General features: G+C 68.9%; 22 protein-coding genes and 3 pseudogenes. 8 read left to right on the top strand and 17 right to left on the bottom strand.

Annotated features, from left to right (window positions below; all coding sequences use genetic code 11):
- Positions 1 to 86 precede the first annotated feature (86 nt).
- Positions 87 to 980: a LysR family transcriptional regulator gene (locus tag QM582_RS06200; RefSeq protein ID WP_415082708.1), complete on the bottom strand. Its 894-nt coding sequence runs from the start codon at positions 978 to 980 to the stop codon at positions 87 to 89.
- 71 nt (positions 981 to 1,051) lie between these two features.
- On the opposite strand from QM582_RS06200, the gene QM582_RS06195 reads away from it, so the two are divergent.
- The 4 genes from QM582_RS06195 to QM582_RS06180 all read left to right on the top strand — a co-directional run bounded on the left by QM582_RS06195 (position 1,052) and on the right by QM582_RS06180 (position 5,112).
- Positions 1,052 to 1,966, top strand: a complete 915-nt coding sequence (locus tag QM582_RS06195; protein WP_415082706.1) for an EamA family transporter — start codon at positions 1,052 to 1,054, stop codon at positions 1,964 to 1,966.
- A 422-nt stretch (positions 1,967 to 2,388) separates the two neighbouring features.
- On the top strand, positions 2,389 to 3,513 hold the full coding sequence (locus tag QM582_RS06190; protein ID WP_415082704.1) for a GNAT family N-acetyltransferase: 1,125 nt from the start codon (positions 2,389 to 2,391) through the stop codon (positions 3,511 to 3,513).
- A gap of 223 nt (positions 3,514 to 3,736) precedes the next feature.
- Positions 3,737 to 3,859: a hypothetical protein gene (locus QM582_RS06185; protein ID WP_415082702.1), complete on the top strand. Its 123-nt coding sequence runs from the start codon at positions 3,737 to 3,739 to the stop codon at positions 3,857 to 3,859.
- Positions 3,860 to 3,891: 32 nt separating this feature from the next.
- A complete protein-coding gene (locus QM582_RS06180) occupies positions 3,892 to 5,112 on the top strand; it encodes an MFS transporter (RefSeq protein WP_415082701.1) in 1,221 nt (406 codons plus the stop codon).
- A 111-nt stretch (positions 5,113 to 5,223) separates the two neighbouring features.
- Here the strand turns inward: QM582_RS06180 and QM582_RS06175 are convergent, their stop codons facing one another.
- The 5 genes and pseudogenes from QM582_RS06175 to QM582_RS06155 all read right to left on the bottom strand — a co-directional run.
- A complete protein-coding gene (locus QM582_RS06175; protein WP_415082699.1) occupies positions 5,224 to 6,186 on the bottom strand; it encodes a phosphotransferase in 963 nt (320 codons plus the stop codon).
- 13 nt (positions 6,187 to 6,199) lie between these two features.
- Positions 6,200 to 6,655, bottom strand: a complete 456-nt coding sequence (gene ybeY, locus QM582_RS06170) for an rRNA maturation RNase YbeY (RefSeq protein ID WP_415082697.1) — start codon at positions 6,653 to 6,655, stop codon at positions 6,200 to 6,202.
- Positions 6,652 to 6,984 (bottom strand): annotated as a pseudogene (locus QM582_RS06165) (PhoH family protein); the annotation flags it as partial. The pseudogene QM582_RS06165 and the gene ybeY, both read right to left, overlap by 4 nt.
- 264 nt (positions 6,985 to 7,248) lie before the next feature.
- A pseudogene (locus tag QM582_RS06160) lies at positions 7,249 to 7,422 on the bottom strand (LAGLIDADG family homing endonuclease); the annotation flags it as partial.
- Positions 7,423 to 8,058: 636 nt separating this feature from the next.
- A pseudogene (locus QM582_RS06155) lies at positions 8,059 to 8,760 on the bottom strand (PhoH family protein); the annotation flags it as partial.
- Positions 8,761 to 9,006: 246 nt separating this feature from the next.
- Here QM582_RS06155 and QM582_RS06150 point away from each other — a divergent pair.
- Positions 9,007 to 9,639 (top strand): nucleoside/nucleotide kinase family protein, encoded by a 633-nt coding sequence (locus tag QM582_RS06150; protein WP_415082695.1) that lies wholly within the window; start codon positions 9,007 to 9,009, stop codon positions 9,637 to 9,639.
- Between the two features lie 92 nt (positions 9,640 to 9,731).
- On the opposite strand, the gene QM582_RS06145 is transcribed toward QM582_RS06150, so the two are convergent.
- The 3 genes from QM582_RS06145 to QM582_RS06135 form a co-directional block, all read right to left on the bottom strand.
- The gene (locus tag QM582_RS06145) at positions 9,732 to 10,958 is read right to left on the bottom strand and encodes an MFS transporter (protein ID WP_415082693.1); all 1,227 of its coding nucleotides are present in this window, start codon (positions 10,956 to 10,958) and stop codon (positions 9,732 to 9,734) included.
- Between the two features lie 206 nt (positions 10,959 to 11,164).
- Positions 11,165 to 12,160, bottom strand: a complete 996-nt coding sequence (gene pip, locus QM582_RS06140; protein WP_415082691.1) for a prolyl aminopeptidase — start codon at positions 12,158 to 12,160, stop codon at positions 11,165 to 11,167.
- Positions 12,147 to 12,584 carry a DUF5709 domain-containing protein gene (locus tag QM582_RS06135; RefSeq protein WP_415082689.1) on the bottom strand — a complete coding sequence of 146 codons (438 nt, stop codon included), beginning with the start codon at positions 12,582 to 12,584 and terminating at the stop codon, positions 12,147 to 12,149. The genes pip and QM582_RS06135 overlap by 14 nt, the downstream gene beginning before the upstream one ends.
- 91 nt (positions 12,585 to 12,675) lie before the next feature.
- On the opposite strand from QM582_RS06135, the gene QM582_RS06130 reads away from it, so the two are divergent.
- Entirely contained in the window at positions 12,676 to 13,398 is a 723-nt protein-coding gene (locus tag QM582_RS06130) for a queuosine precursor transporter (RefSeq protein WP_415082688.1), read from the top strand.
- A 15-nt stretch (positions 13,399 to 13,413) separates the two neighbouring features.
- Here the strand turns inward: QM582_RS06130 and QM582_RS06125 are convergent, their stop codons facing one another.
- The 4 genes from QM582_RS06125 to QM582_RS06110 form a co-directional block, all read right to left on the bottom strand.
- Positions 13,414 to 13,818 carry a DUF5956 family protein gene (locus QM582_RS06125; protein ID WP_415082686.1) on the bottom strand — a complete coding sequence of 135 codons (405 nt, stop codon included), beginning with the start codon at positions 13,816 to 13,818 and terminating at the stop codon, positions 13,414 to 13,416.
- Positions 13,815 to 14,465 (bottom strand): hypothetical protein, encoded by a 651-nt coding sequence (locus QM582_RS06120; RefSeq protein ID WP_415082684.1) that lies wholly within the window; start codon positions 14,463 to 14,465, stop codon positions 13,815 to 13,817. The genes QM582_RS06125 and QM582_RS06120 overlap by 4 nt, the downstream gene beginning before the upstream one ends.
- A gap of 390 nt (positions 14,466 to 14,855) precedes the next feature.
- Complete coding sequence (locus tag QM582_RS06115; RefSeq protein ID WP_415082682.1) at positions 14,856 to 15,224, bottom strand: PP2C family protein-serine/threonine phosphatase; 369 nt, start codon at positions 15,222 to 15,224, stop codon at positions 14,856 to 14,858.
- A 42-nt stretch (positions 15,225 to 15,266) separates the two neighbouring features.
- Positions 15,267 to 15,632, bottom strand: coding sequence for a PP2C family protein-serine/threonine phosphatase (locus QM582_RS06110; RefSeq protein ID WP_415082680.1), 366 nt, complete (start codon positions 15,630 to 15,632; stop codon positions 15,267 to 15,269).
- A gap of 236 nt (positions 15,633 to 15,868) precedes the next feature.
- Between QM582_RS06110 and QM582_RS06105 the strand changes: the two genes are divergently transcribed.
- The gene (locus QM582_RS06105; RefSeq protein WP_415082678.1) at positions 15,869 to 16,459 is read left to right on the top strand and encodes a DUF4956 domain-containing protein; all 591 of its coding nucleotides are present in this window, start codon (positions 15,869 to 15,871) and stop codon (positions 16,457 to 16,459) included.
- A gap of 28 nt (positions 16,460 to 16,487) precedes the next feature.
- Positions 16,488 to 17,951: a carbohydrate-binding domain-containing protein gene (locus tag QM582_RS06100; protein WP_415082676.1), complete on the top strand. Its 1,464-nt coding sequence runs from the start codon at positions 16,488 to 16,490 to the stop codon at positions 17,949 to 17,951.
- Between the two features lie 295 nt (positions 17,952 to 18,246).
- On the opposite strand, the gene tgt is transcribed toward QM582_RS06100, so the two are convergent.
- The 4 genes from tgt to hrcA all read right to left on the bottom strand — a co-directional run bounded on the left by tgt (position 18,247) and on the right by hrcA (position 22,846).
- The gene (gene tgt / locus QM582_RS06095) at positions 18,247 to 19,476 is read right to left on the bottom strand and encodes a tRNA guanosine(34) transglycosylase Tgt (protein WP_415082675.1); all 1,230 of its coding nucleotides are present in this window, start codon (positions 19,474 to 19,476) and stop codon (positions 18,247 to 18,249) included.
- 444 nt (positions 19,477 to 19,920) lie between these two features.
- Positions 19,921 to 20,652: a 16S rRNA (uracil(1498)-N(3))-methyltransferase gene (locus QM582_RS06090; protein ID WP_415082673.1), complete on the bottom strand. Its 732-nt coding sequence runs from the start codon at positions 20,650 to 20,652 to the stop codon at positions 19,921 to 19,923.
- The gene (dnaJ, locus tag QM582_RS06085; RefSeq protein ID WP_415082671.1) at positions 20,649 to 21,827 is read right to left on the bottom strand and encodes a molecular chaperone DnaJ; all 1,179 of its coding nucleotides are present in this window, start codon (positions 21,825 to 21,827) and stop codon (positions 20,649 to 20,651) included. The genes QM582_RS06090 and dnaJ overlap by 4 nt, the downstream gene beginning before the upstream one ends.
- A 2-nt stretch (positions 21,828 to 21,829) precedes the next feature.
- The gene (gene hrcA, locus QM582_RS06080) at positions 21,830 to 22,846 is read right to left on the bottom strand and encodes a heat-inducible transcriptional repressor HrcA (protein WP_415082710.1); all 1,017 of its coding nucleotides are present in this window, start codon (positions 22,844 to 22,846) and stop codon (positions 21,830 to 21,832) included.
- Positions 22,847 to 23,105 lie beyond the last annotated feature (259 nt).

Below are 23,105 nucleotides of genomic sequence, written 5' to 3'. Positions count from 1 at the left end.
CTCGCCTAACTATTTGGGGCTCGCCGAGTTCGGCGAGCCCCAAATAGTTAGGCGAGCGCCGGGAGGGAGAGTGGAGGAACGCACGGTCAGTGCAGGTCGCGTCCGATCTGCTCCAGTTCCTCCACCACGGCCCGGACGGCGCGGCGGGCGAAGTGGTCGGGCCGGGCCAACGCCACCAGTGCCCGCCGGGCGTTCACCCCGCGCAGCGGACGCAGCACCGTGCCGGGGTGCGGCCGGGTGGTGAACCGCGGCAACAGCGCCAGCCCCTCCCCCGCCGCGACCAGGGACTCCACCAGACGGTTGTCGATCAGCCGCAGCCGGCGGTGCAGCGGATGTCCGGTGACCGCCTCCACGGCCAGCAGCACACTGTCGAACGGGAATCCCCGCGGCACCCCGATCCAGGTGGTTCCGACCAGATCCTCCGGCCGGAGCTCCGCCCGAGCCGCCAGCGGATGTCCGGCCGGCAGGGCCACATCCAGCGGCTCGTGGGCCAGCACCCGGGCGACCAGCCCCTGCGCACCGGACGGCACGTCGCCGGACGCGCTGTGCGCGATCACCAGGTCGTGGTCCAGGGTGCGGGCGGCGAAGCCCTCCTCGGCCAGGTCGAAATCCTGCACGTCGATGGTGATCGCCGAGCCGCGCAGCCGCTCGACCAACCGCGGCAGCAACGCCTCGCCGGCGCTGGGCAGGGTGCCGATCGAGACGGTGCCGCCGGGTTGACCCAGCCGCGCCTCCAGCCTGGCCTGGACCTCGGCCAGCACCCGGGCCACCTCGTCCGCGCTGTCGGCGAGCAGCTGCCCCTCCGCGGTGAGCCGCAGGCCACGCGACACCGGCTCGACCAGCTTCACCCCGAGTTCGCGCTCGGCGGTGCGCAGTTGCTGCGAGACCGCGCTCGGCGTCCGATGGGTGGCGGACGCCACGGCGGCCAGCGTGCCGCGTCCGGCGATCTCTCGAAGGAGCAGCAGGTGACGCACTTCCATGAAGGAAGCCTACATATTTAGTCCAGAAACTCTTGCTTGCCCTTACGCCCGATCCCGGCGAGAGTGATCCCGTGCCGATTCGTCATGTCCTGCTCGCCATCGGGGTCGCCGTGGTCTGGGGGGCCAACTTCCTGGCCATCCACGCCTCCCTGGAGCAGTTCCCGCCGCTGTTCCTGGTCGCGCTGCGGTTCGCGGTGATCGCGCTGCCCGCGCTGCTGTTCGTGCCCCGTCCCCAGGTTCCGCTGCGTTGGCTGCTCGGCTACGGCCTGGGCTTCGGCACGCTGCAGTTCATCGGCCTCTACCTCGGCATGGCGGCCGGCTTCCCGACCGGGCTGGCCTCGCTGGTGTTGCAGTCGTCGGCACCGTTCACGGTGATTCTCGGCGCAGTGCTGCTGCACGAACGGATCGGCGCCCGCAGCGTTGTCGGTGTCGCGATCGCCGTCGTCGGCCTCGCCCTGGTGGGCCTCTCCCACGGCGCCGGCGGATCGTGGTGGCCGTTCCTGCTGGTGGTGGCCGGCGGCCTGGGCTGGGCGCTGGGCAACCTCGCCGCCCGGAAGGCGTCCGCGCCCAATCCGCTGCATCTCACCCTGTGGATGTCGGTGGTGCCGCCGCTGCCGATGCTCGCACTGTCGCTGGCCTTCGAGGGACCGGAACGCATCGTCACCTCGCTGGCCACCTCACTCTCCGCGGCCGCGGTCCCGGCCTGGATCGGCCTCGGCTACACGGTGCTGATCGGCACCCTGCTCGGCTCCGGCATCTGGGTCTGGCTGATGTGCCGCCACCCGGCCGGACGCGTGGCGCCGTTCTCGATGCTGGTGCCGGTCTCCGGCCTGACCACCGCGGCCGTCGCGCTCGGCGAGACGCCCACCCCGCTGGAACTGCTCGGCGGCGCCCTGGTCATCGGCGGCGTGCTCTGGGCGAGCCTGCGGCGGACGCCGGCACCCGAGCCCCAACCCCAGCACCAGCCGGAGACTGGGAACGCCTGACCGGATCCGCTGCGGGCGCGCCCACGACCGATAGGTGGGTCGGCATTTCCTTGACCAACCCCGGCGTGCGGACGTACCGTTCCCTGTAGTTCTCACGCCGAGAGGAGGTCACCCATGATGAAAAGGCAGGCAGCCACGTTCGCGCCCGCCGCGGTCGCTTTCGACCCGGCAGTCAGGTCGGCGGTGACCAGCGCCCTGGCGATGCAGCAGAACGGGCCCGGGCACACGGACCACTGACCCCGTCAAGGGAGAAGTCCGCCCAGTCCGGGTTCGAGCCTTCGCCGCGCAAAGGCGTCTGACAACGGCTTCAACCACGTCTGCGGATCTCCGAACACCGCTCTCGCAGGCTCGTCCGAGCCCCTTCCAACCCTTGCTGAACGCGCTGCCGACGCCGGCGGGCGCGAACGTGAAAGAGAACAACCATGACCATCACTGCCGACAACCATCGGATCACCGCGAACATCGCCTTCCGTCCGGTGACCATTCCGGCCTCCCTGGATGCCGCGGACGCCACCGACTTCCTGACCATGACCGAACTGAGGAATCGGATCTATCGCGCCATCGACGGTGACGACGACCAGTACATCGCCGCCGATTCACTGCTGCACTACTACCTGCCGAGCGACTACGAGTTGCGCTTCGTGTGGCTGGCGTTACTCGACGACACCCCGGTGGGACGGGTCGGCGTCGACATCCCGATCGAGGCCGGCTCGCGGTCTGCCTTTTGGCTGATCGAGTTGTTGCCCGAGGTCTGGGGTCGAGGCATCGGGACGGCCGCCTACCAACTGGTCGAGCGCACCGCGTCCGACCATGACCGGACCGTGCTGCAAGCCTGGGCGAGGCATCCGGACGCGCCGGGCGAGCGACTGGTGCCGCCCACCGGGTTCGGGTCGATCCCGCGGGATCACGCGGCCCGATTCTTCCTGCGCCACGGCTATTCGCTGGAGCAGATCGAGCGGTACAGCCGGCTCGAACTGCGCGGATCGTCCGACACCATCGAGCGGCTGCTGGCCGAGGCGCAGGCGGCGTCCGCCGACTATCGGGTGGTGCAGTGGACGCTGCCCACGCCGCCGGAGTACGCCGACGGCTACGCCTGGATGAAGTCGCGGATGTCCACCGACGCACCGTCGGCAGACATGGAGTTCGACGAGGAGGCCTGGGACGCGGCGCGGATCGCGGTGCATGACGCGCGCTACCTGGCGGGTGGTCAGACCATGCAGGTCACCGCCGCCCAGCACATCGCCAGCGGCGAACTGTGCGGGTTCAACGAGCTGGTCATCGGCAAGGACCGCACCCGGACCACCCATCAGGAGGACACCTTGGTGCTCGCCGAGCATCGCGGGCACAAGCTCGGGTTGCTGCTGAAGTGTGCCGGACTGCTCTCCTGGCGCCGGGTGGCTCCGGATTCCCCGCGGGTGACCACCTACAACGCCGAGGAGAACCGTCCGATGCTCGACATCAACGAGGCCATCGGCTTCCGACCGGCCGCGTACGAGGGTGCCTGGAAGAAGGTGCTGGCGTCCGGTCCGGACGGGTCTGGCGCCTGACGTCCGACTTCCTCCGCGCTCGCCGGTACGCGGGGGACGGTTCCTTTCGTCCCACTCCCACCGCCCCTCCGCGCTCGCCTAAGGAAGCGCTGGTCAATGCTGTTCCGAGCGAGGACGTGCCCGGCGGGATGAGCTGCGGCCCCCGGATCTTGTGGGCGTACTGGACGTACGGCGCAAGATTTGGGGGCCGCAGATCGCCCGCCGGGGACGCCGCAGCCGGGACATGATTGATCAGCGCTTCCCTAACTATTTGCCGCTCGCTGAACTCGGCGAGCAGCAAATAGTTAGGCGAGCGGTGGGGTGGGCGGACCCGGCCGGGCATCTCACCCTGAGCGAACTGATTTAATTTTTAATAGTCCGTATGACTAGAATGTGCGCATGACCTCGTCCACACGTCGCTCGGCGACCACCGCCGCACTGCTCGCCCTGGCCATCGGCAGCTTCGGTATCGGCATGACCGAGTTCGTGGTGATGGGCCTGCTGCCCGATCTGGCGCGCGACCTGCTGCCGACCGCGTGGGCCACCAACTCCGAGACCGCGATCGCGCAGGCCGGCGTGCTGATCTCGCTGTACGCGCTCGGCGTGGTGATCGGCGCGCCCACCATCGCCGGCTCGGTGGCCCGCTTCCCGCGGCACCGGGTGATGATCGCTCTGGCGCTGGCGCTGACCGTCTTCAACGCGCTCACCTTCCTCGCGCCCAGCTTCGAGTGGATGGCCGTCACCCGGCTGCTGGCCGGCCTGCCGCACGGCGCCTACTTCGGCATCGGCGCCCTGGTCGCCTCCGACGTGCTCGGTCCCGGACGCCGGGCGCAGGGCGTCGCCTTCGTGCTGACCGGACTCACCGTCGCGAACGTGATCGGCGTTCCGGTGGGCACCTTCCTCGGCCAGCACTTCGGCTGGCGGGTCACCTTCATGGCCGTGGCCGCGGTCTTCGCGCTCGCCACGATCTGCATCGCCCGGTTCGTCCCGCAGCACGAGGGCAGCCCGGAGCGCACCCTGCGCGCCGAGCTGCGGGTGTTCCGGATCGGCCAGGTGTGGCTGACCCTGGCGATCGGCGCGATCGGCTTCGGCGGCTTCTTCGCGGTCAACAGCTACGTGGCGCCGATGGTGACCGACGTGGCGGATGCGCCGTCCTGGGCGGTCCCGGTGGTGCTGGTGATCAGCGGCATCGGGATGACCATCGGCAACCTGGTCGGCGGACGCCTCGCCGACCGCGACCTGCGCCGCACCCTGCTCGGCGCCTTCCTCGGCACCGCCGTCGTGCTGGTGTTGATCGGGCTCGCCGCGCAGTGGATCTTCCTGCTCGCCGCACTGCTCTTCGCGCTCAACTTCTGCGGCTCGATCCTGGCGCCGTCGATCCAGACCCGGCTGATGGACGTCGCCGAGGACAACCAGTCGATCGCCGCCGCCCTGAACCACTCGGCGCTGAACGTCGGCAACAGCCTGGGCGCCTTCTTCGGCGGGGCCGTGATCGCCGCCGGCTGGGGCTTCGTCGCACCCGCCTGGGTGGGAGTCGCGATGGCCCTGGTCGGCCTGGCACTCGCCGCGGTCGGCTTCAGCCTGGTCCGCCGGGAGCGGGAGTTGGTGCCCGCCTGCTGAGCGGCCCCCAGGAGGTTCCGCCGATCAATGCGGCGGCCGCTGGTTGAGCCTGTCGAAACCCGGCTGCCGGCGAGGTCTCGACAAGCTCGACCAACGAGGATCAGCGCTTCGCTACCCGTCCTGCAGCTCGCGGGCGTGCCGAGACGTCCGCAGCCAGTCGCGCAGGGCCGCGGCCTGGAACCGCTGGAACTCGCGGACGGTCGGCAGGCCCGGCGGATCGGGTCGCCGTCCGACGTGCTCGAAGAAGCCGAGGACGCCGACCAGCGCGTGCACGATCGGCGTCGTGCCGATCCCGTGGTCGGCCGCGATCCGGGCGATCCAGGCGTCGGCGTCCACACCCGGCTCGGCGCTGGAGATGAACTCGATGGCCAGCAGCGCCGGGTCGAGCCAGGCCGCACCTCGGACGGCCCAGGCCCAATCCACCACGATCAGCCGGCCGTCGGTGCGCAACATCAGGTTGTCGGCGCGCAGATCCAAGTGCAGCAGGGTGTCGCCGGCCAGCTCGGTGAGGGCGTCGTCCGCCGCGGCCTCCAGCGCGGCATGCCGCCGGGCCAGCCAGGGGTCGAGGTCGGCGGCGTCCGCCAGCTGGCTCCAACAGCCGAACATGCCCCGCAGGACCTCCGCGGCGTCTTCCCACTCCGCCGCCGGAGCCGGGGTGAGGGCGTCCCGCAGTTCCCCCAGACTGGTCAGCGCCGCCTCGATCGTCGCGTCCGTCCACGGCAGCGGCGCCTGCTGTCCGGGGACGTGCTCCAGCGCGAGCGCCACCCAGCCGTCCGGCCACTCGTCGAGCCCGGCGATCAGCCCGGCGATCGGCAGGCCGGGCGGCATGCCGCGCAGCGTCCGCAACTCCGAGCGCAGCAGTGCCGGTGAGTCGGGATTGCGGCCCGGGTGCACCGCCTTGAGAAAGATCGCCGAACCGTCCGCGGCGAAGAGCCCCTCGGCGACGCCGGGCGAGTAGCCGCCGGAGGCGGGTGCGGTCCGGACCACCGGGGCGCCGAGAACGCCCTCGACCCAGGCGCGGACGTGAGCCGGCAGCTCGGCGAAGTCCAACCGGGTGCGAACGGCGGGCGTCATCGGTGGGCGCAGCTCAGCCGCGGCTGGCCGTCCAGGCGGCGATGATCCGGTCGTTGAGGCCGAACATCACCTGCTTCTCCTCGGGTTCGGCATGGTCGTAGCCGAGCAGATGCAGCAGGCCGTGGATCAGCAGGTAATCGGCCTCCTGCTCCGGCGTCCGGTTCGAGTCGGACGCCTGCGCGGCGGTCACCTCGGGACACAGCACGATGTCGCCGAGCATGCCCAGCGGCGGCTCCTCGCCGTCCTTGGGCGGGCGCAACTCGTCCATCGGGAAGCTCAGCACGTCGGTCGGGCCCGGCTCGTCCATGTACTTCTCGTGGTAGGCGGCCATGGTGGCGGTGTCGACCAGCAGGATCGACAGCTCCGCCTGCGGATGGATCCGCAGGCTGTCCATGGCGAAGATGGCCAGCGCCACCAGCCGCTGCTCGTCGACCTCGACGCCGGACTCATTATTGATCTCGACGGTCATCGACGCTCCCTGTTCTGCTTGGGCGAGTGCTGGCTGCTGGATTGCTGGGTGGATTCGAAGCGGTCGTAGGCGGCCACGATGCGGCCGACCAGCTTGTGCCGGACCACGTCGTGGTTGGTCAGCTGGCAGAAGGCGATGTCGTCGACACCGTCCAGGATGCCCTGCACCATCCGCAGGCCGGAGCGGGTGCCGGTGGGCAGGTCGACCTGGGTGACGTCGCCGGTGACCACGATCTTCGAGCCGAAGCCGAGCCGGGTGAGGAACATCTTCATCTGCTCCATCGAGGTGTTCTGGGCCTCGTCGAGAATGATGAACGCGTCATTGAGGGTGTTGTGAGTCACCAGGAAATCCTCGGTCACATACAGCGAGTCGGCCGCGGCGACAGCGATGCATACACACTCAGCCTGCCCAGCCGGCTCGATCGAATGGACGAACCGCATCGGCCGCCCCCCGCCGGTGGCCTCGTAGCGTGCCGCCTTGCGGCGCAGCCGGAACGGTGCCGTGCCTTCCGGCAACCGGATGTCCATGACGTAGCTGTCGTGCCGGTACGGAACAGGACGACCGTTGGCGAAGCCAGGAGTTCGTCCTTCGGCCGAACGCGTCCGCACGTACACCACACCACCCAGAGAACGAACGAGGTAGATGACGTCGTCACGCAGTTGCGGGGAGCAGGTCGTGTACTGCACTCGGCAGGTCCGGTTCGCCTGGACCACCGGGCCACCATCGCTATCCAGCAAGCCCTGCAACACCGCGAGACGGACGTCCATTGCATTGTGCAAGTACAACTCCGGGACGAATTTGGTCGACGACCGCGTTCCGGCGAGTCCCAACTCACGGAGGATCACGGTCACTGGATTCGCGATGAGCAGCCCGCCACGCGTGGCGTCGGTCCGCCGCAGGACATAGTCGAGCTCGCTCTTGTGGAACAGCGTGATCCCGGGAATTGCGGCATCCAGCGCCCCGGCCAACTCCGGATCTGTTGTCGTGAAGGTCGGGGTCGTGGAAGTCGTCATACAGCCGTCACCGAGCAGGAGGCCCAGCGCGTAAGGGTCGAGCGGCACATCGCGTGCCGGCGACTGAACCGGAGCGACCAAGGGAAGCTCGTATCGGTGGGCGTGGGAGGCACGCAGATTGCCAATCATCTCGGATGTGGTGAGAACCCGCGGACCTGTGCCACGCCGGATGTCCGACCGGGTCGACACCTGCCAGAGGTGCTCCCCGCAGGCCAGCGTGGAAGCGCCATCTTGTGTCGACACCCGGTAGACGTCCTTGGAGCCCTGCGGGTACACGCCGAGAACGAGGGTCGGACAGCCGTCGGAGCCAACGACTAGATCCCCCACCTGGAGATCACCGATCGGCCGGAAACCCTCCGGCGTCAGCACCGGTGTGTCGATCGGCTGCGCCCGGCCCCGCATATAGGCCAGCGGCGCGACCTCGATGGTTCCGGCGGTCAGCAGCCGGGGCACCGAGTCGGGGTCGACCATGTCGTGCAGCGCGTCGTACAGCGGACGCAGGTAGGGGTCGATCTTGTCGGTCAGCGTGCCGGGCAGGAAGCCGAGCCGCTCACCGGCTTCGATCGCGGGCCGGGTCAGAATGATCCGGTTGACCTCCTTGGCCTGCAGCGCCTGGACGGCCTTCGCCATCGCCAGGTAGGTCTTGCCGGTGCCGGCCGGCCCGATGCCGAAGACGACGGTGTGGGCGTCGATGGCGTCCACGTAGCGCTTCTGGTTGAGCGTCTTGGGCCGGATGGTGCGGCCCCGGCTGGACAGGATGTTCTGGGTCAGCACCTCGGCCGGGCGCAGTGTCTCGGCTTGCTGGGCGGTCATCCCGACCACCCGCTCGACCGCGTCCGCGGTGAGCCCCTGGCCGGTGCGGACGATGGTGATCAACTCGGTGAGCACCTCGGCGGCGACGATCACGTCGCCCGGATCGCCGGTGAAGGTGACCTCGTTGCCGCGGACATGGACGTCGGCGGACAGCTCACGCTCGAGGATGCTCAGGAACTCGTCGCGCGGGCCCAGCACGTTCACCATGTCGACCGACGACGGAACGGTGATCCGGCGCACCCCGGTGGGCTCGGACGGTTCGCTGTCGGCTCTTCGCATCTTCCTCCTCGAATAGGACGAGGGGAATCCTAGCCCGCCGTCCCGACAACTCCGCTTCCGCTGTCCCGCTCCCACCCCTCGATCGGCGGGGACGGTTCTGGACGGACCACAATCGATCATCCGGGGACGGTTCTCGGGGTCAGAACCGTCCCTCATGGTCGAAATTCGCACCTCGAGAACCGTCCCCGGGGTTCGAGATTCGCACGGTTGGGGACGGTTCTCCGCCGCTGGGCCATGCTTGTCCCCATGCCGAGCAGCCCGCCGCCCCTGACCGTCGCCGACGCTCTCGATCGGGCGTCCGCGCTCGCGACGACCGGTGAACGCCGGCTGCTGGGCCTGGCCGGACCGCCCGGGGTCGGGAAGTCGACGCTGTCCGCGATGCTGGCGCAGCGCCTTGGCGGCACCATGGTCGTGGTGGGCATGGACGGCTTTCACCTCGCCAACGCCGAGCTCGTTCGGCTCGGACGCCGCGAACGCAAAGGTGCCCCGGACACCTTCGACGTCGACGGCTATCTAACCCTGCTGCAGCGGCTGCGCACCCAGACCGCACCGCTGTATGCGCCCCGCTTCGATCGCGACCTGGAGGAGTCGATCGGCAGCGCGGTTCGGGTCGAGCCCGCGGTGCCGCTGGTGGTCACCGAGGGCAACTACCTGCTGCTCGACGCCGACGGCTGGGAAGGCGTCCGAACTCGGCTGGACGAGGTCTGGTACCTGCAGCTGGACGACGCCGAGCGCCGCCGCCGGCTGGTGCTGCGCCGGCTCGGTCACGGCGACACCCCGGAACATGCCGAGCACTGGGTGAGTTCGGTGGACGAACCGAACGCACGACGGGTGGCCGCTACTCGCCACCTGGCCGACCGGGTCGTCACGATGCCCTGAGCCGAGAACCGTCCCCGGAGGTGCGAGTTTCAACCGGCCAGAACCGTTCCCAGTGATGCGAAACTCGACCGGCCAGAACCGTCCCCGGTGGTTCAGCGGGACGGTGCGGCGTCCCGCTCGCGGACGAAGGTCACCAGCAGCAGGATCAGCAGGGCACCCAGCACGATGACGCTGAGGCCGCCGCGCAGCCCGAACAACTCGGCCAGTCCGCCGATCACCGGCGGGCCGAGCAGGAAGGCGGGCCACTCCCCCAGGCTGATCAGCGCCACCGCCTTGGCGGACGGCACCTCGGGTTGATTGCCGGCCAGGGTCATGATGACCGGCACGATGCAGCCGCTGCCGATGCCCACGCAGGCGAAGCCGACCAATGCGGCAGGGATCGTCCCGATCAGCAGCCCGATGCCCATGCCGACGGCGGAGATCGTGGCCGACAGCTGCAGGAAGCGGCGGCGTCCGACCGCCTCGATGATCCGGTCACCGATCAGCCGGATGGTGGCGATCGCCAGCGAGTAGCAGACCAGGCTGACCGATCCCATCGCGATGCCGCCACCCAGCGACACCGTGTACATCGCGCTCCACTGCACCGAGCCGCCCTCGTTGATCGAGGACAGGAAGCCGATCGCGGCCAGCAGCACGATCTGCGGTGTCCAGCCGCGAGCCGGCGGTTCCGGATCGGGCAGCGTCGCCAGCGGCTCGTGCAGTTCCGGAGCGTCCGCCACGGTGCGTTGGGTGTCCGGCAGAAAACGCAGCGTGGCCAGGTACAACGCCGCCAGCAGCAGGCTGGAGCCGGCCAGCTGCAGCGCCGGGGACAGTTGCAGCACCCCGGCCAGCACACCCAGCAGTCCACCGAGGAACTGGCCGCCGCTGTACCAGAAGTGGAACGACGACAGGATGCTGCGGCCGTAGCCGCGCTCCACCTCGACGGCGAGCGCGTTCATCGGCCCGAACAACAGGCCCTGCGCCAGGCCGAGCACCACCAGGCAGCCGATCAACGCAGCCGGACTGGTGGACAGCGCCGCCACCGGGGTGAGCACCAGCATGCCCGCCGCCCCGACGATCGACGGCAGCCGAGAACCGGTCCGGGTGATCACCCGGGCCAGCACCAGCAGCGACAGCAGGACGCCGATCGGGCCGCCCAACACGATCAGGCCCCACTCGCCGTCCGAAACGCCGAGTTGGCCGCGCACCGACGGGATCCGTCCGGCCCAACCGCCCATCACCGCGCCGGACAACACGAACAACACCGCGACCGCCAGCCGGGAACGGCGCAGCTCCGCCGTGGGCGTCCTGGTGATGTCGGTGTCGGCGAAGCGGGTCACCCCAGCAGGCTATCGAGCGGCTCGGACCGTTTCGGACGATCCGGCCGCGACGAGATCGACGTCCCTGGAGCGGCCGATTCGGGGACGCCGGCGGGCCAGCCCGTGCTGGGCGTGGCACCAGGCCAGAAAGTGGGACGAAAGGAACCGTCCCCGGCGTACCACTCACGCCGGAAGTGGGACGAAAGGAACCGTCCCCGCCGTACCACTCAGGACGCGAAGGCGTCCGTCGCCTTGATCAACTCCGCCCGGATCGCCGGCTCGGTCACCGCGTGACCGGCCTGCACCAGCCGGAAATCCGCTTCCGGCCAGGCCCGATGCAGATCCCAGGCGGTCACCGCCGGGCAGGGCAGGTCGTAACGGCCCTGCACGATCACCGCCGGAATCGACCGGATCGCGTCCACGCCGGCGATCAACTGGCCCTCGGTGAACCAGCCGCCGTGCACGAAGTAGTGGTTCTCGATCCGGGCGAAAGCCAGCGCGAAATCCGGGTCGGAGAACTCGTCGACCAACTGCTGCGAGTACTCCAGGGTGGACGTCGCCGCCTCCCAGGTGGTCCAGGCCACCCCGGCCGGACGATGCACCGCCGGATCGGGATCGAAAAGCAACCGGTGATAGCCGGCAATCCGGTCGAAACCGGCCGGCAGCGCACCGAACGCCCTGATCAACGGCGCCTCGAACCGCTCCCACCACTCCGGCGCCAGGTTGCCGGCCCCGCCGTTGTAGTACCAGTCGAGCTCACTGCGCCGCAGTGTGAAGATGCCACGCAACACCAACTCGGTCACCGCGGACGGATGCGCCTGGGCGTAGGCCAGCGCCAGCGCGCTGCCCCAGGAACCGCCGAACACCTGCCAGCGCTCGATGCCCCGCGCGCTCCGCAGCCGCTCCAGGTCGGCGACCAGGTGCCCGGTGGTGTTGCTGCTCAGGTCGGCGTCCGGTGCGCTGGCGTGCGGGGTGCTGCGACCGCAGCCGCGCTGGTCGTAGAGCACGATCCGGTAGCGGGCCGGGTCGAAGAGGCGGCGGTGCAGCGGGCTGCAGCCGCCACCGGGGCCGCCGTGCACGAACACCACGGGTTTGCCGGCGGGATTGCCGCACTCCTCCCAGTACAGACTGTGCCCGTCGCCGACTTCGAGGCGTCCGGTCGCATACGGCTCGAGGCCCGGGTAGAGGGTGGCCTCGATCCCCCGACGCTCAGTCGTCGTCATCGTCCTCGTAGTCGTCGATCACGTGCATGGCCGCCTCTTCGGCGCTGGCGGCACCGCCGGCCAGGCCTACTTCGCGGCCGATGCTCTCCGGCTCGTCGTCCAGCTCCCCGTAGCCGCCGTCGGCGTCCACCAGGCGACCGGCTCGCCGCTTGCCGACCTGGCGTCGCTCGGCCGGGTCGTCGTTCCACTTCTCGTCCCCCGGACCGACGTCGGGTTCCTCCTGAGCGATCCGCTGGTCGAGCGTCTCGCCGTGCCGCATCTCGGCCCGGGTGTTGCCGTAGCCCTGCGCCGGCGACCACTTCTCCGGCGCCACGTAGCCCTCGTCGAGCACGTCGGAAACCCCGCGGTCGATCAGCGAATCATCGGGCTGCAACTGGTCGAGTTGCTCGGATTCGTCGGGCATCGTCGGGTCGAAGTCGGTCATGTCCTTAGCCTGCCACCTCCACCGGCATGGGGCGAGGAGGACGAGCAACAGCCGCGGATTCGTTCTCGGCCGCACTGTAGGCTTCCGGCCCGTGACCGAGCCCCACCCGACCCGTCGCCCCAGCTACGACCTGGTGCTGGCGGCCTTCTGCGGCCTGCTGCTGATCTCGAACGTGTCGGCCACCAAGCTGATCGAATTCGGCGGTTCGGCCGAGCTCGGCGGCTTCCCGATCCTGCCGATCGTCACCGACGGGGGCGCCTTCCTGTTCCCACTCACCTACGTGCTCGGCGACGTCCTCGCCGAGGTCTACGGACTGGCGAAGGCCCGTCGGGCGATCTGGACCGGTTTCGTGCTGGCCGCGCTGATGTCGCTCACCTTCGCGGTGGTGGCGGCCGCGCCGCCGGCGTCCGACTGGCCCAACAACGACGCCTGGAGCGCGGTGCTGGGTTTCGTGCCGCGGATCGTGCTGGCCAGCCTGGCCGGCTACCTGGCCGGGCAGTTCCTGAACGCCGTGGTGCTGGTCTGGATCCGGGATCGGTTCGGGCCGGGACGGCTCTGGGTGCGGCTGGTCGGCTCGACGGTGGTCGGTGAGCTCGCCGACACCCTGGTCTTCTGCCTGATCGCCTTCGGGCCGTTGGGGGCCTTCCTCGGCGGCGGCAGCCTGGATCTGCCCACGCTGGCCAACTACACACTGGTCGGCTTCGTCTACAAGGTGATGGTCGAGGTGATCTTCCTCCCGGTCACCTACCGGGTGATCGCCTGGATCCGCCGCAGCGAGGGCCTGGCTTCCCTCCCAACTCCGTCGGGCCGCTGAACCCTGTCGGGCGCCTCACTCCGACGTTCGGGACTCGCCAATGACGTCGCGGATGTGATCTGCCATCCCCTCTGGATACACGACAGTGTTGGGCGGGATCCGGCGACTCAGTTCGCGATCAAGATGGCTGAGGTCCACCGTTGTGAACCACAGGTAGCCGCGTGGCCTCGGAGGGACGCCGGCCTCCGCCAAGTAGTCGTCCACCATATCGTCACACTCCGAAAGCTCAGCTCCGGTTATGGGACGCTCGGTGACGACACCATCAACCGACTCCTTCACGATTCGGTCGCCCCGATTCCGATCGATAGCACGCAGGGTCCGACCTGCTCCTCCCAGCCAAGCGATGAGCGCTCCGTAGCCGTTATCCGGCAAGAGATAGAGCCCGGCGCCGCCTACGATGATGCGGTCGTCCCAGGTCATGAAACCATCTTGCATACACCATCGCCCCTGGGGCAAGTCCAGTCGCCCGTGTTGAGCGTGCGCGCAACCCAGCGGCGCGAGTGGCCCGCCGCGGTAAAATAGGTCTCGAGAGCACCGTGGTACGTGTCGGCGTTCTCCAATCGGTTACCGTAGATCATCTTGCTAGTCCACCGGGTCTTGAGTGCATTCGGCATCTTCGTAAAGTAATGGTTACCGCAGCCGATCCATGTCCAACCCCACCAGTCCCAACACACGATCTGCGTCGGCGCACCACCATCCGCGAAGTTCAACGTTGGCCCATATTCGCGGATCAGCGTGAGCTTCCACCTGGCCTGACGGCCGTTGAGATTGGTAGTGACGATTGCGTCGTATGCGCCGATCAGACCGTTGTTATCTCCGTAGGCCGCGTTACCTTTAGTTTCCTCAATATAGTCAGACTTAAGTCGGTGACACACCGTGCCAGACTCGCACCACGAATCCAAGTCGTCTTGCGTGCGCGTCCCACCTCGCGAACCGACACCGACGCGTCCCTTATACTTCACGGCAACGAACCGGTTCACCCTCTTGCCGTTCGCTTCCTGGGAGATAGTGACTCCCGACGCGTCACACGTCCATGCCTGGAATTTCTCACGCAGGGCCAGCTTCACACAATCTTGAAGGGCTGGCCTAACGTGCGGTATGGACCTTGTCTCCGCATCGGCGTACTCACTGGGCACCGACGATAGTGTGACCATGAGCACCGACACCAAACCAATACACGCAAATGGTCGCATGGTGACCTCCTGGGGGTTTACTACACTGACGATCATCATGCACGAGGTAAGAGGCGTACGCAAGACTCTCACCTTCATCAATTTCGTCTGTCCGGCTTGCTCCGGTCGGGTCCATGCGTGGAGGAAGGTGGGGAGTATCACGGCCCGACGAAGACTGGGCCGGACCGCGACGTGCAGGATGCTGGGCAGTCAGCCCTCCCGGCGGCCGGAGGATTTGGGTACTTAGTTTAGCGTCCGCGGATCCGACGCCAGAGCCCACGCCAGTCACGGCGTTTCGCCGCGGGCGCTGCTCCCCAGTGCGATGCCGGCGCCGTCGTCGGCACTCAGCACGTCGACCACCACGACGGTCACGTTGTCCCGCGCATCGGTGTCCAGCACCGCCTGCACCAGCGCGGACGCCGCCTCCCCCGGGTCGCTGTGGCCGGCCAGCACGGCGGCGATCTGTTCGTCGTCCAGTTCGGAGGTCAGCCCGTCGGAGCAGAGCAGGAAACGCTCCCCCGGGATCTGCGCCAGCACCCACAGATCGACCGCCGGCGCCGGACGCATGCCGACCGATCGGGTGATGATGTGCCGGGCCGGGTGGGTGCGGGCCTGCTCGGCGTCGATCAGCCCGGCCTCCAGCAACTCCTCCACTTCGGAGTGGTCGACGGTGGCCCGCTGCAGTTCGCCGCCGGCCTAGCGGTAGACCCGCGAGTCGCCCACGTTGAACACCGCCCAGTGCGCCACGCCGCCGACCCGGACCTCGGCCAGCCCGGTCACCGTGGTGCCCATGCCGCGGGCCTCCGGGTGTTGCAGGCCGTACCCGACCAGGGCCGCATTGGCCCGGGCCACCCCGCCCGCGATGGCGGCCGGCGTGAGTTCGTCGCCGACGTCCAGCTGGCGCAACGATTCGACCGCCATCCGGCTGGCGACGTCGCCGGCCGCGTGCCCGCCCATGCCGTCGGCCACCACCCAGATCCGTTCGCCGCGCAGGAAGGCGTCCTCGTTCAGGGCCCGGTGGCGTCCCACATCGGTGCAGGCACCCACCGCGACGTTCGGCATCGGACATCTCCTCGCAGCGCGCGAACCGGGCGACCCCCGGCGTCGGCGTCAGACTACCAAGCGGCCCCGACACCGGCCGTCCGGACGCCGCGTCAGGCGTAGTCGTGCCGTGTTCGGCGAAGGGCCCAGGGCCTCACAGACGCCGCACAGCGACCGCAAAGGCCGGTGCCGGGTCGGTTCCTTAGCGTTTCAACCATCAACCAAAAGGAACACCCGACCGGAACGCAAGGGATGCCATGAATCTCACCAGCCTCGCCATCGACCTCGTCGCCATCGTCACGTTGGCGTTCGGTGTGTACTTCCAGCGCTACCGCCGCCGGGAGGTGATGGTGGCGATGATCGGCCTCAACGTCGCGGTGCTCGCGGTGAGTGCCGCACTGGCCGGGGCGTCGGTCGGGCTGGGTCTCGGACTGGGCCTGTTCGGCGTCCTGTCGATCATCCGGCTGCGCTCCTCCGAACTGAGCCACTCCGAGGTCGCCTACTACTTCGTCTCGCTGGCGATGGGTCTGCTGGCCGGGCTCACCTTTGACCCGACCTGGCTCGGTCAGGTGCTGATCGGACTGCTGGTCGCGGTGATGTTCCTCGCCGATCACCCGGCGCTGTTCGGCGGCTACCGGCATCAGGTGCTCACCCTCGACCGGGCGATCACCGACGAGCTGGAGTTGCGCACCGAGCTGAGCACCCTGCTCGGTGCCGAGATCAAGCAGTTCACCGTGCAGCTGGTCGACCAGGTGCGCGACACCACCGTGGTGGACGTCCGCTACCGCGTCCGCACCGCCGCCCCGTTAGCCGCCCAGCCGGCCGCCGCCGAAGCCCTCGCCCACTGACCGCCCACCCGAGACAGGACCACTCATCATGACGAACCGACTGACCAGCCTGAAGACCTGGATTGCCGGCGGCGCGGCCGCCGCCCTGATCGCCCTGGCCGGCTGCACCGGCGTGGCGGCGAGCGCGACCACGATCTCCAGCAGCTCGACCAGCACCACCGGCAACACCACCCTGGCGCTCACCGCCGACCACGACAGCGACAGCGACCACACCTGGGACACCAGCAAGGAGGTCAGCATCGACCTGTCCAACCCGAAGGCGACCAGCGGCGTGACCGTCTCCGACGGTGTGATCACCATCACCGCCGCCGGTGCCTACCGGCTCAGCGGCACCCTGGCCGACGGCCAGGTGGTGGTCGACACCAACGACTCCGGGAACGTCTACCTGATCCTGGACAACGCCTCGATCACCAACGCCGATGGCTCGGCGATCGTCATCGACAAGGCCGACCTGGCCCTGATCGTGCTCGCCGACGGCAGCACCAACACCGTCGCGGACGGCAGCAACTACGCCGCGACCGGCGACGACGACCCGAACGCGGCGATCTGGAGCGACCCCGACCTGACCATCCTCGGCGGCGGCACGCTGAAGGTCACCGGCAACTACAACGACGGCATCACCAGCTCCGACGGCCTGGTGATTGTCTCCGGCACCATCGAGGTGACCGCGAAGGACGACGGCATCCGCGGCAAGGACTACCTGGTGATCAAGGACGGCACGGTCACGGTGACCAGCACCGGCGACTCGCTGAAGTCCGACAACGAGGACGACTCCGGTCTCGGCTACGTCAGCGTCGCCGCCGGCACCGTCACCCTCTCCTCCGGCGACGACGGGATCGACGCCTGGACGGCGATCACCATCACCGGCGGCAACACCACGGTGACGAAGTCGGTGGAGGGCCTGGAGGCAAAGACGATCAGCATCAGCGGCGGCAGCACCACCGTCACCGCCAGTGACGACGGGGTCAACGCCACCGACTCGGCCAGCACCGCCGGCGATATGGAGGCCCAGGACGGCACCCTGCTCAGCATTTCGGGCGGCGAGCTCACCATCACCGCGGACGGCGACGGCATCGACTCCAACGGCAACGTCGCGATGAGCGGCGGCACCGTGATCGTCAACGGGCCCACCGGGAACGGGAACGGAGCCCTGGACTACAACGGCACCTTCACCATCACCGGCGGCACCCTGCTGGCCGGCGGGTCGTCCGGCATGGTGCAGGCGCCGAGCACCGATTCGGCGCAGAAGTCGCTGATGATCACGCTCAACGCCGCGGCGGGTTCGACGGTCGAGGTGAAGGACTCCTCCGGGACCGTGGTGGCCAGCTACTCGCCCACCCGGCAGATCGCGTCCCTGGTGGTCTCCAACGACCAGATCAAGGAGGGCGAGACCTACACGGTCTACGTGGACGGCACCTCGGTCGGCACCACCGACACCTCGCAGGTGAGCAACAACGGCGGCTTCGGAGGGGGTGGTGGCCCGCGTCGCTGACGGCGACGAAGGAGAATCCGGGTCGGGCTGGTCTGTTCCAGTCCGACCCGGATCGTCGTTTGCCTCGGGTTGGGGAAGCGCTGATCAGTACGTGGTCTCGCTGGTTGAGCTACGTCGAAACCCGTTGCCAGCGGGGGCTCGACAAGCTCGACCAACGGAAGATCACCGGCGTCGATCGGCGACCGATTCGGGGGGTGCTTCGCCTCACCAGGCGTGGACGGGTCCGGAATCGGTCGCTATCTGACGAGCGCCCGGCTGGATTGCGGTCTCGACCGCTCGTCCGACGGGGCCGGCGTCAGCGGCGTCCGGCGTAGAAGCGTCCGAGGAACTCCTCACGGAAGACCTCGAAATCGCCGGTTTCGATGGACGCGCGGATGTCGTCGACCAGCCGGACGGTGAACCGCTCATTGTGGATCGTGGACAGCGTCGAGGCCAGCATCTCCTTGGCCTTGAACAGGTGGTGCAGGTAGGCCCGGGTGTAGTGAGCGCAGGTGTAGCAGTCGCAGTCGTCCTCGATCGGCTCGAAGGCGCGGCGGTGCCTCGCCGTGTTGACGTTGAACCGGCCGTCGCGGGTGTAGAGCGCGGCGTTGCGCGCCACCCGGGAGGGCATCACGCAGTCGAAGGTGTCCGCACCGGCGGCGATGGCGGCGAAGAAGTCGTCCGGCTCGGAGATGCCGAGCAGGTGTCGTGGCTTGTCGAACGGCAGTTCGTCGGTCACCCAGCCGACGATGGTGCCGAGGTTCTCCTTCTCCAGCGCACCGCCGATGCCGAAGCCGTCGAAGGCCTGCCCGGCCACCTCGAGCTCGGCCAGATCACGGGCGGCCCGCCGCCGCAGGTCTTCGTACTGGGCGCCCTGCACCACCGCGAACAGCGCCTGATATGGCTTGTGGCTGCGCGCGGCGGTGAGTTCGGCGTGCGCGGCCAGACACCGGACGGCCCAGGCGTGGGTGCGCTCCACCGACTGCTCCTGGTAGGCCCGGGTGTTCATCAGCGTGGTCAGCTCGTCGAAGGCGAACATGATGTCCGCGCCGAGTTCGTGCTGGATGCGCATGCTCACCTCGGGGGTGAACCGGTGCCGGTCGCCGTTCAGGTGGCTGGTGAAGGTGACCCCGTCGTCGTCCACGTGCGCCAGCCGGGTCTTGCCCTCGGCGATCACGTCGTCGTCGGCCAGCCCGACGGTGTCCATCGCCAGCACCTTCTTGAACCCCGCACCCAGGCTCATCACCTGGAAGCCGCCCGAATCGGTGAAGGTGGGACCGGGCCAGTTCATGAAGGCACCCAGCCCGCCGGCGGCGTCCACGATGTCGGAGCCGGGCTGCAGAAACAGGTGGTACGCATTGGCCAGCACGGCCTGCGCGCCCAACTCGGCGACCGACTCGGGCAGCACCGCCTTCACGGTGGCCTTGGTGCCCACCGCGACGAACGCCGGCGTCCGGATCTGCCCGTGCGGGGTGTCGATGACCCCGGTCCGGCCCTTGCCATCGGGCAGCACAGCGCCCGGAGAGAAGGAGAAAGAAGCACTCATAGTTCGGCCCTTCGCGGCGCCGACCCGAGCCGGACGCCCTGAGCGGCGGTACGGCGTGGACCGGTACGACGGGGACGGTTCTTTTCGTCCCACTCCTCCGCGGGACGGGGACCGGTACGACGGGGACGGTTCTTTTCGTTCCGCTCAAATGGAGTGGAACGAAAAGAACCGTCCCCCGCGTGCCACGGCCTGCCGCCCTCGGTCGTCGCCTCTGACTCGCAGCAGGGCGCACCGTGACCTTCAAGCGGGCGTGGACGGGAGCCCGAGGCAGGTAGGTGGGCGTCCTGACGATCGTCCGAGCTTGCGAGGACGATCTGAGGGTGGGCGGCTCGGGCTCCCGTCCACGCCCGCCGCAACGAGGCCGAGCACCGATCAGCCCGGACGTGAGCGACTCGCACCCGCGGCAACACGCTCACACGAGTCTGGGCGACCGGACGACAGCCCTCAACCACGCGCCAGCGCCTGCAACTGCGCCAGTCCGACGACCCCGGCGGTCGAGGTGCGCAGCACGGCGTCCGCGATCAACCTCGGACGCCCACCCGCCTCGGCGAACGCCGCCAACTCTTCGGGGGTGAGACCACCTTCGGGACCGACGATGATCATCACCTCGCCCTCGGCGGGCAGTTCGTCGGCATGGGCCCAGGATTCCGCGTCCTCGTGCAGCACCAGGGTCAGCGCGGGCTCGGCGATCCGCAGCGCCAGTTCGGCGGTGGTCAGCGGCGGGCTGACTCGCGGCACCCGGAACCGCCGCGACTGCTTGGTGGCCTCGCGGACGATGTTGCGCCAACGGGTCAGGGCCCGCTCCACCCGGTCCGGCGCCCACTTCACGATCGAGCGGGACGCCTGCCAGGGCACGATCTCGTCGACGCCCAGCTCGGTCAGCATCTCCAGCGCCAGTTCGGAGCGGTCGCCCTTGGCCAGCGCCTGCACCACGGTGAACCGCAGCGGCCGGACCGGATCGGACAGCACCTCGGCGACCTCGACCACCAGTCCGTTCACGTCGGAGCTCAGCACCGGCCCCCTGATCGCGTTGCCGATGCCGTCACTGACCAGCACCACCTCGCCCTTGCGGATCCGGCGCACGATCGCCGCGTGCCGGCCCTCGTCGCCGGTCACGGCGACCGAATCGCCGATCGCGGGAGAATCCAGATCCGCCAGGAACAATGCTTCGGTCATTGTGTGAATGCGTCCTTCAGCCAGCCGAATACACCTTTGTGCTGCTTCTCCACAGCGATCTCGGCACCGGCTTCACCGCGGACTTCGGCGAGTTGCCGCAGCAGGTTCCGCTGGTGCTCATCGAGTTTGCTGGGGGTCTGCACCAGCAGCGTAACGCCGAGGTCGCCACGTCCGGCACCCCGCAGCCGCGGCACGCCGCGTCCGGCAACGGGAATGCGGGTGCCCGACTGGGTTCCGCTGGGCACGTTGACCCGGACGGTGGACAGCTCGGCGTCCAGGTCGTCGCGTTCGGCCTCCAGGGTCGGCAGCACCACCTCGGTGCCCAGCGCGGCCGCGGTCATCGGCAGCCGGACCACCATCTCCAGGTCGTCGCCGTTGCGCTTGAAGGTCTCGTGCGGCTCGACGCTCAGTTCGACGTACAGGTCACCGGCGGGGCCGCCGCCCGGGCCGACCTCGCCCTGGGACTCCAGGTGGATCCGGTTGCCGGCGTTCACCCCGGCCGGGATCTTCACATTGATGGTGCGCTGCGACCGGACCCGACCCTCGCCGGAGCACTCACCGCAGGGATGCGGGATGATCGTGCCGTAGCCGCGGCACACCGGGCAGGGCTGGGTGGTGCGGATGTCGCCGAGGAACGAACGCTGGATCTGGGTGATGTCGCCCTGGCCGTGGCAGGTGCTGCAGGTGACCGGCTCGGAGCCGTCCTTCGCGCCGGAGCCGTTGCAGGTGCCGCAGATCACCGCGGTCTCCACCCGCACCGGCTTGGTGATGCCGAAGGCGGCCTCGGCCAGGGTCAGCGACAGCCGGACCAGGGCGTCCTGGCCGCGCCGCACCCGGGAACGCGGCCCGCGGGTCGCGCCCTGGCCGAACATGGCGTCCACCAGGTTGGTGAAGTCGAAACCGGCCGCGCCGCCGGGGAAACCGAAGCCCTGCGCCCCGCCCGGGAAGCCGCCGCCGGACGCCATCGGGTCGACCCCGCGGTCGTACATGGCGCGCTTATTGGCGTCATGCAGCACCTCGTAGGCCTCGCCGATCTCCTTGAACTTCTCCGCCGCGTCGGCGGTGTCGGCGACGTCCGGGTGGTACTTCATGGCCAGCTTGCGGTAGGCCTTCTTGATCTGCTCGGAGGTCGCGTCCCGGGGCACACCCAGAACGTCGTAGTAGTCCTTGGTCAACATCATCCTTCTGCCAGGAAGCGGCCAACGTAGCGGGCAACCGCCCGCACCGAGGCCATGGTGCTCGGGTAATCCATCCGGGTGGGGCCGACGATCCCCATGCTCGCCCAGACATCGTCGCCGTGACTGTACGCGCTGGCCACGACCGAGGTCGACTGCAGCGGCTGGTACGGGTTCTCGTGCCCGATGCGGACGGTGACCTCGCTGGACCCACCAGCCTCTCCCAACAACCGCAACAGCACGACTTGTTCCTCCAGCGCCTCCAGCACCGGCTTGACCGTGGTCTCGAACTGGTCGCCGAACCGGGTCAGATTGGGCACGCCGCCGACCACCACCCGGGTGGCCGGGTCGGCGGTGGCCAGTTCCAGCAGGGTGGCGATCACCACCGAGCCGACCGGACGCAGGTCGGGCGGCAACTCGTCCAGCAGGTTGCTGAGCCGGTCGACCGCAGCGGACGCGGTCAGCCCGACGAGGGCTGCGTTGAGGCGTCCGCGCAGTTCGACCAGTTGTTCTTCGCCAGCGTCGATCAGGTCGATCGGACGCTGGTCGACCCGTCCGGTGGAGTTGACCAGGATGACCAGTCCGCGGCCGGGGTTGAGGGCGAGCACCTCGATCAGCCGGACGGTGGCGCTGGACAGCACCGGGTACTGCACGATCGCGACCTGCTGGGTGATCTGGGCGAGCAGCCGGACGGTGCGGCGCACCACGTCGTCGACGTCCAGGGCGCCGGCCATGAAGGTCTGGATGGCCCGGCGTTCGGCCAGCGACAGCGGCTTGACCGCGGCCAGCCGGTCGACGAACAGCCGATAGCCCTTGTCGGTGGGGATGCGTCCGGCGCTGGTGTGCGGCTGGGTGATGTAGCCCTCGTCCTCGAGCACGGCCATGTCGTTGCGGACGGTGGCCGGCGAGACGCCCAGGTTGTGCCGTTCGACCAGCGCGCGGGACCCGACCGGCTCCTGAGAGGAGACGTAGTCGGTGACGATGGCCCGCAGGATGGCGAGCTTGCGGTCGTCCAGCATGGCCCTCCCTCGGCGTCGGAAATCCTGGTCGCGTTGGCACTCGCAATGAGCGAGTGCCAGTCTAGACGATCGGCGTGTGGCTGCCCGGACGCTGAGCGCTCGCGTCGGGCGTCCGTTTTTCCCGGTGGCCCGCTCGTCGCTCAACCCCACCCGGTTCCCGCCCCCTCCTTGCGCTCGCCTAACTATTTGGGGCTCGCTGAGTTCAGCGAGCCCCAAATAGTTAGGCGAGCGCAAGGACGGGAAGCCTTGCCAGGCTGCG

It is taken from the genome of Micropruina sp., assembly GCF_047607385.1.
Lineage (GTDB): Bacteria > Actinomycetota > Actinomycetes > Propionibacteriales > Propionibacteriaceae > Micropruina.
Note: the sequence above shows the minus strand (reverse complement) of the source record. Positions and strands in the feature narration are given on the sequence as shown.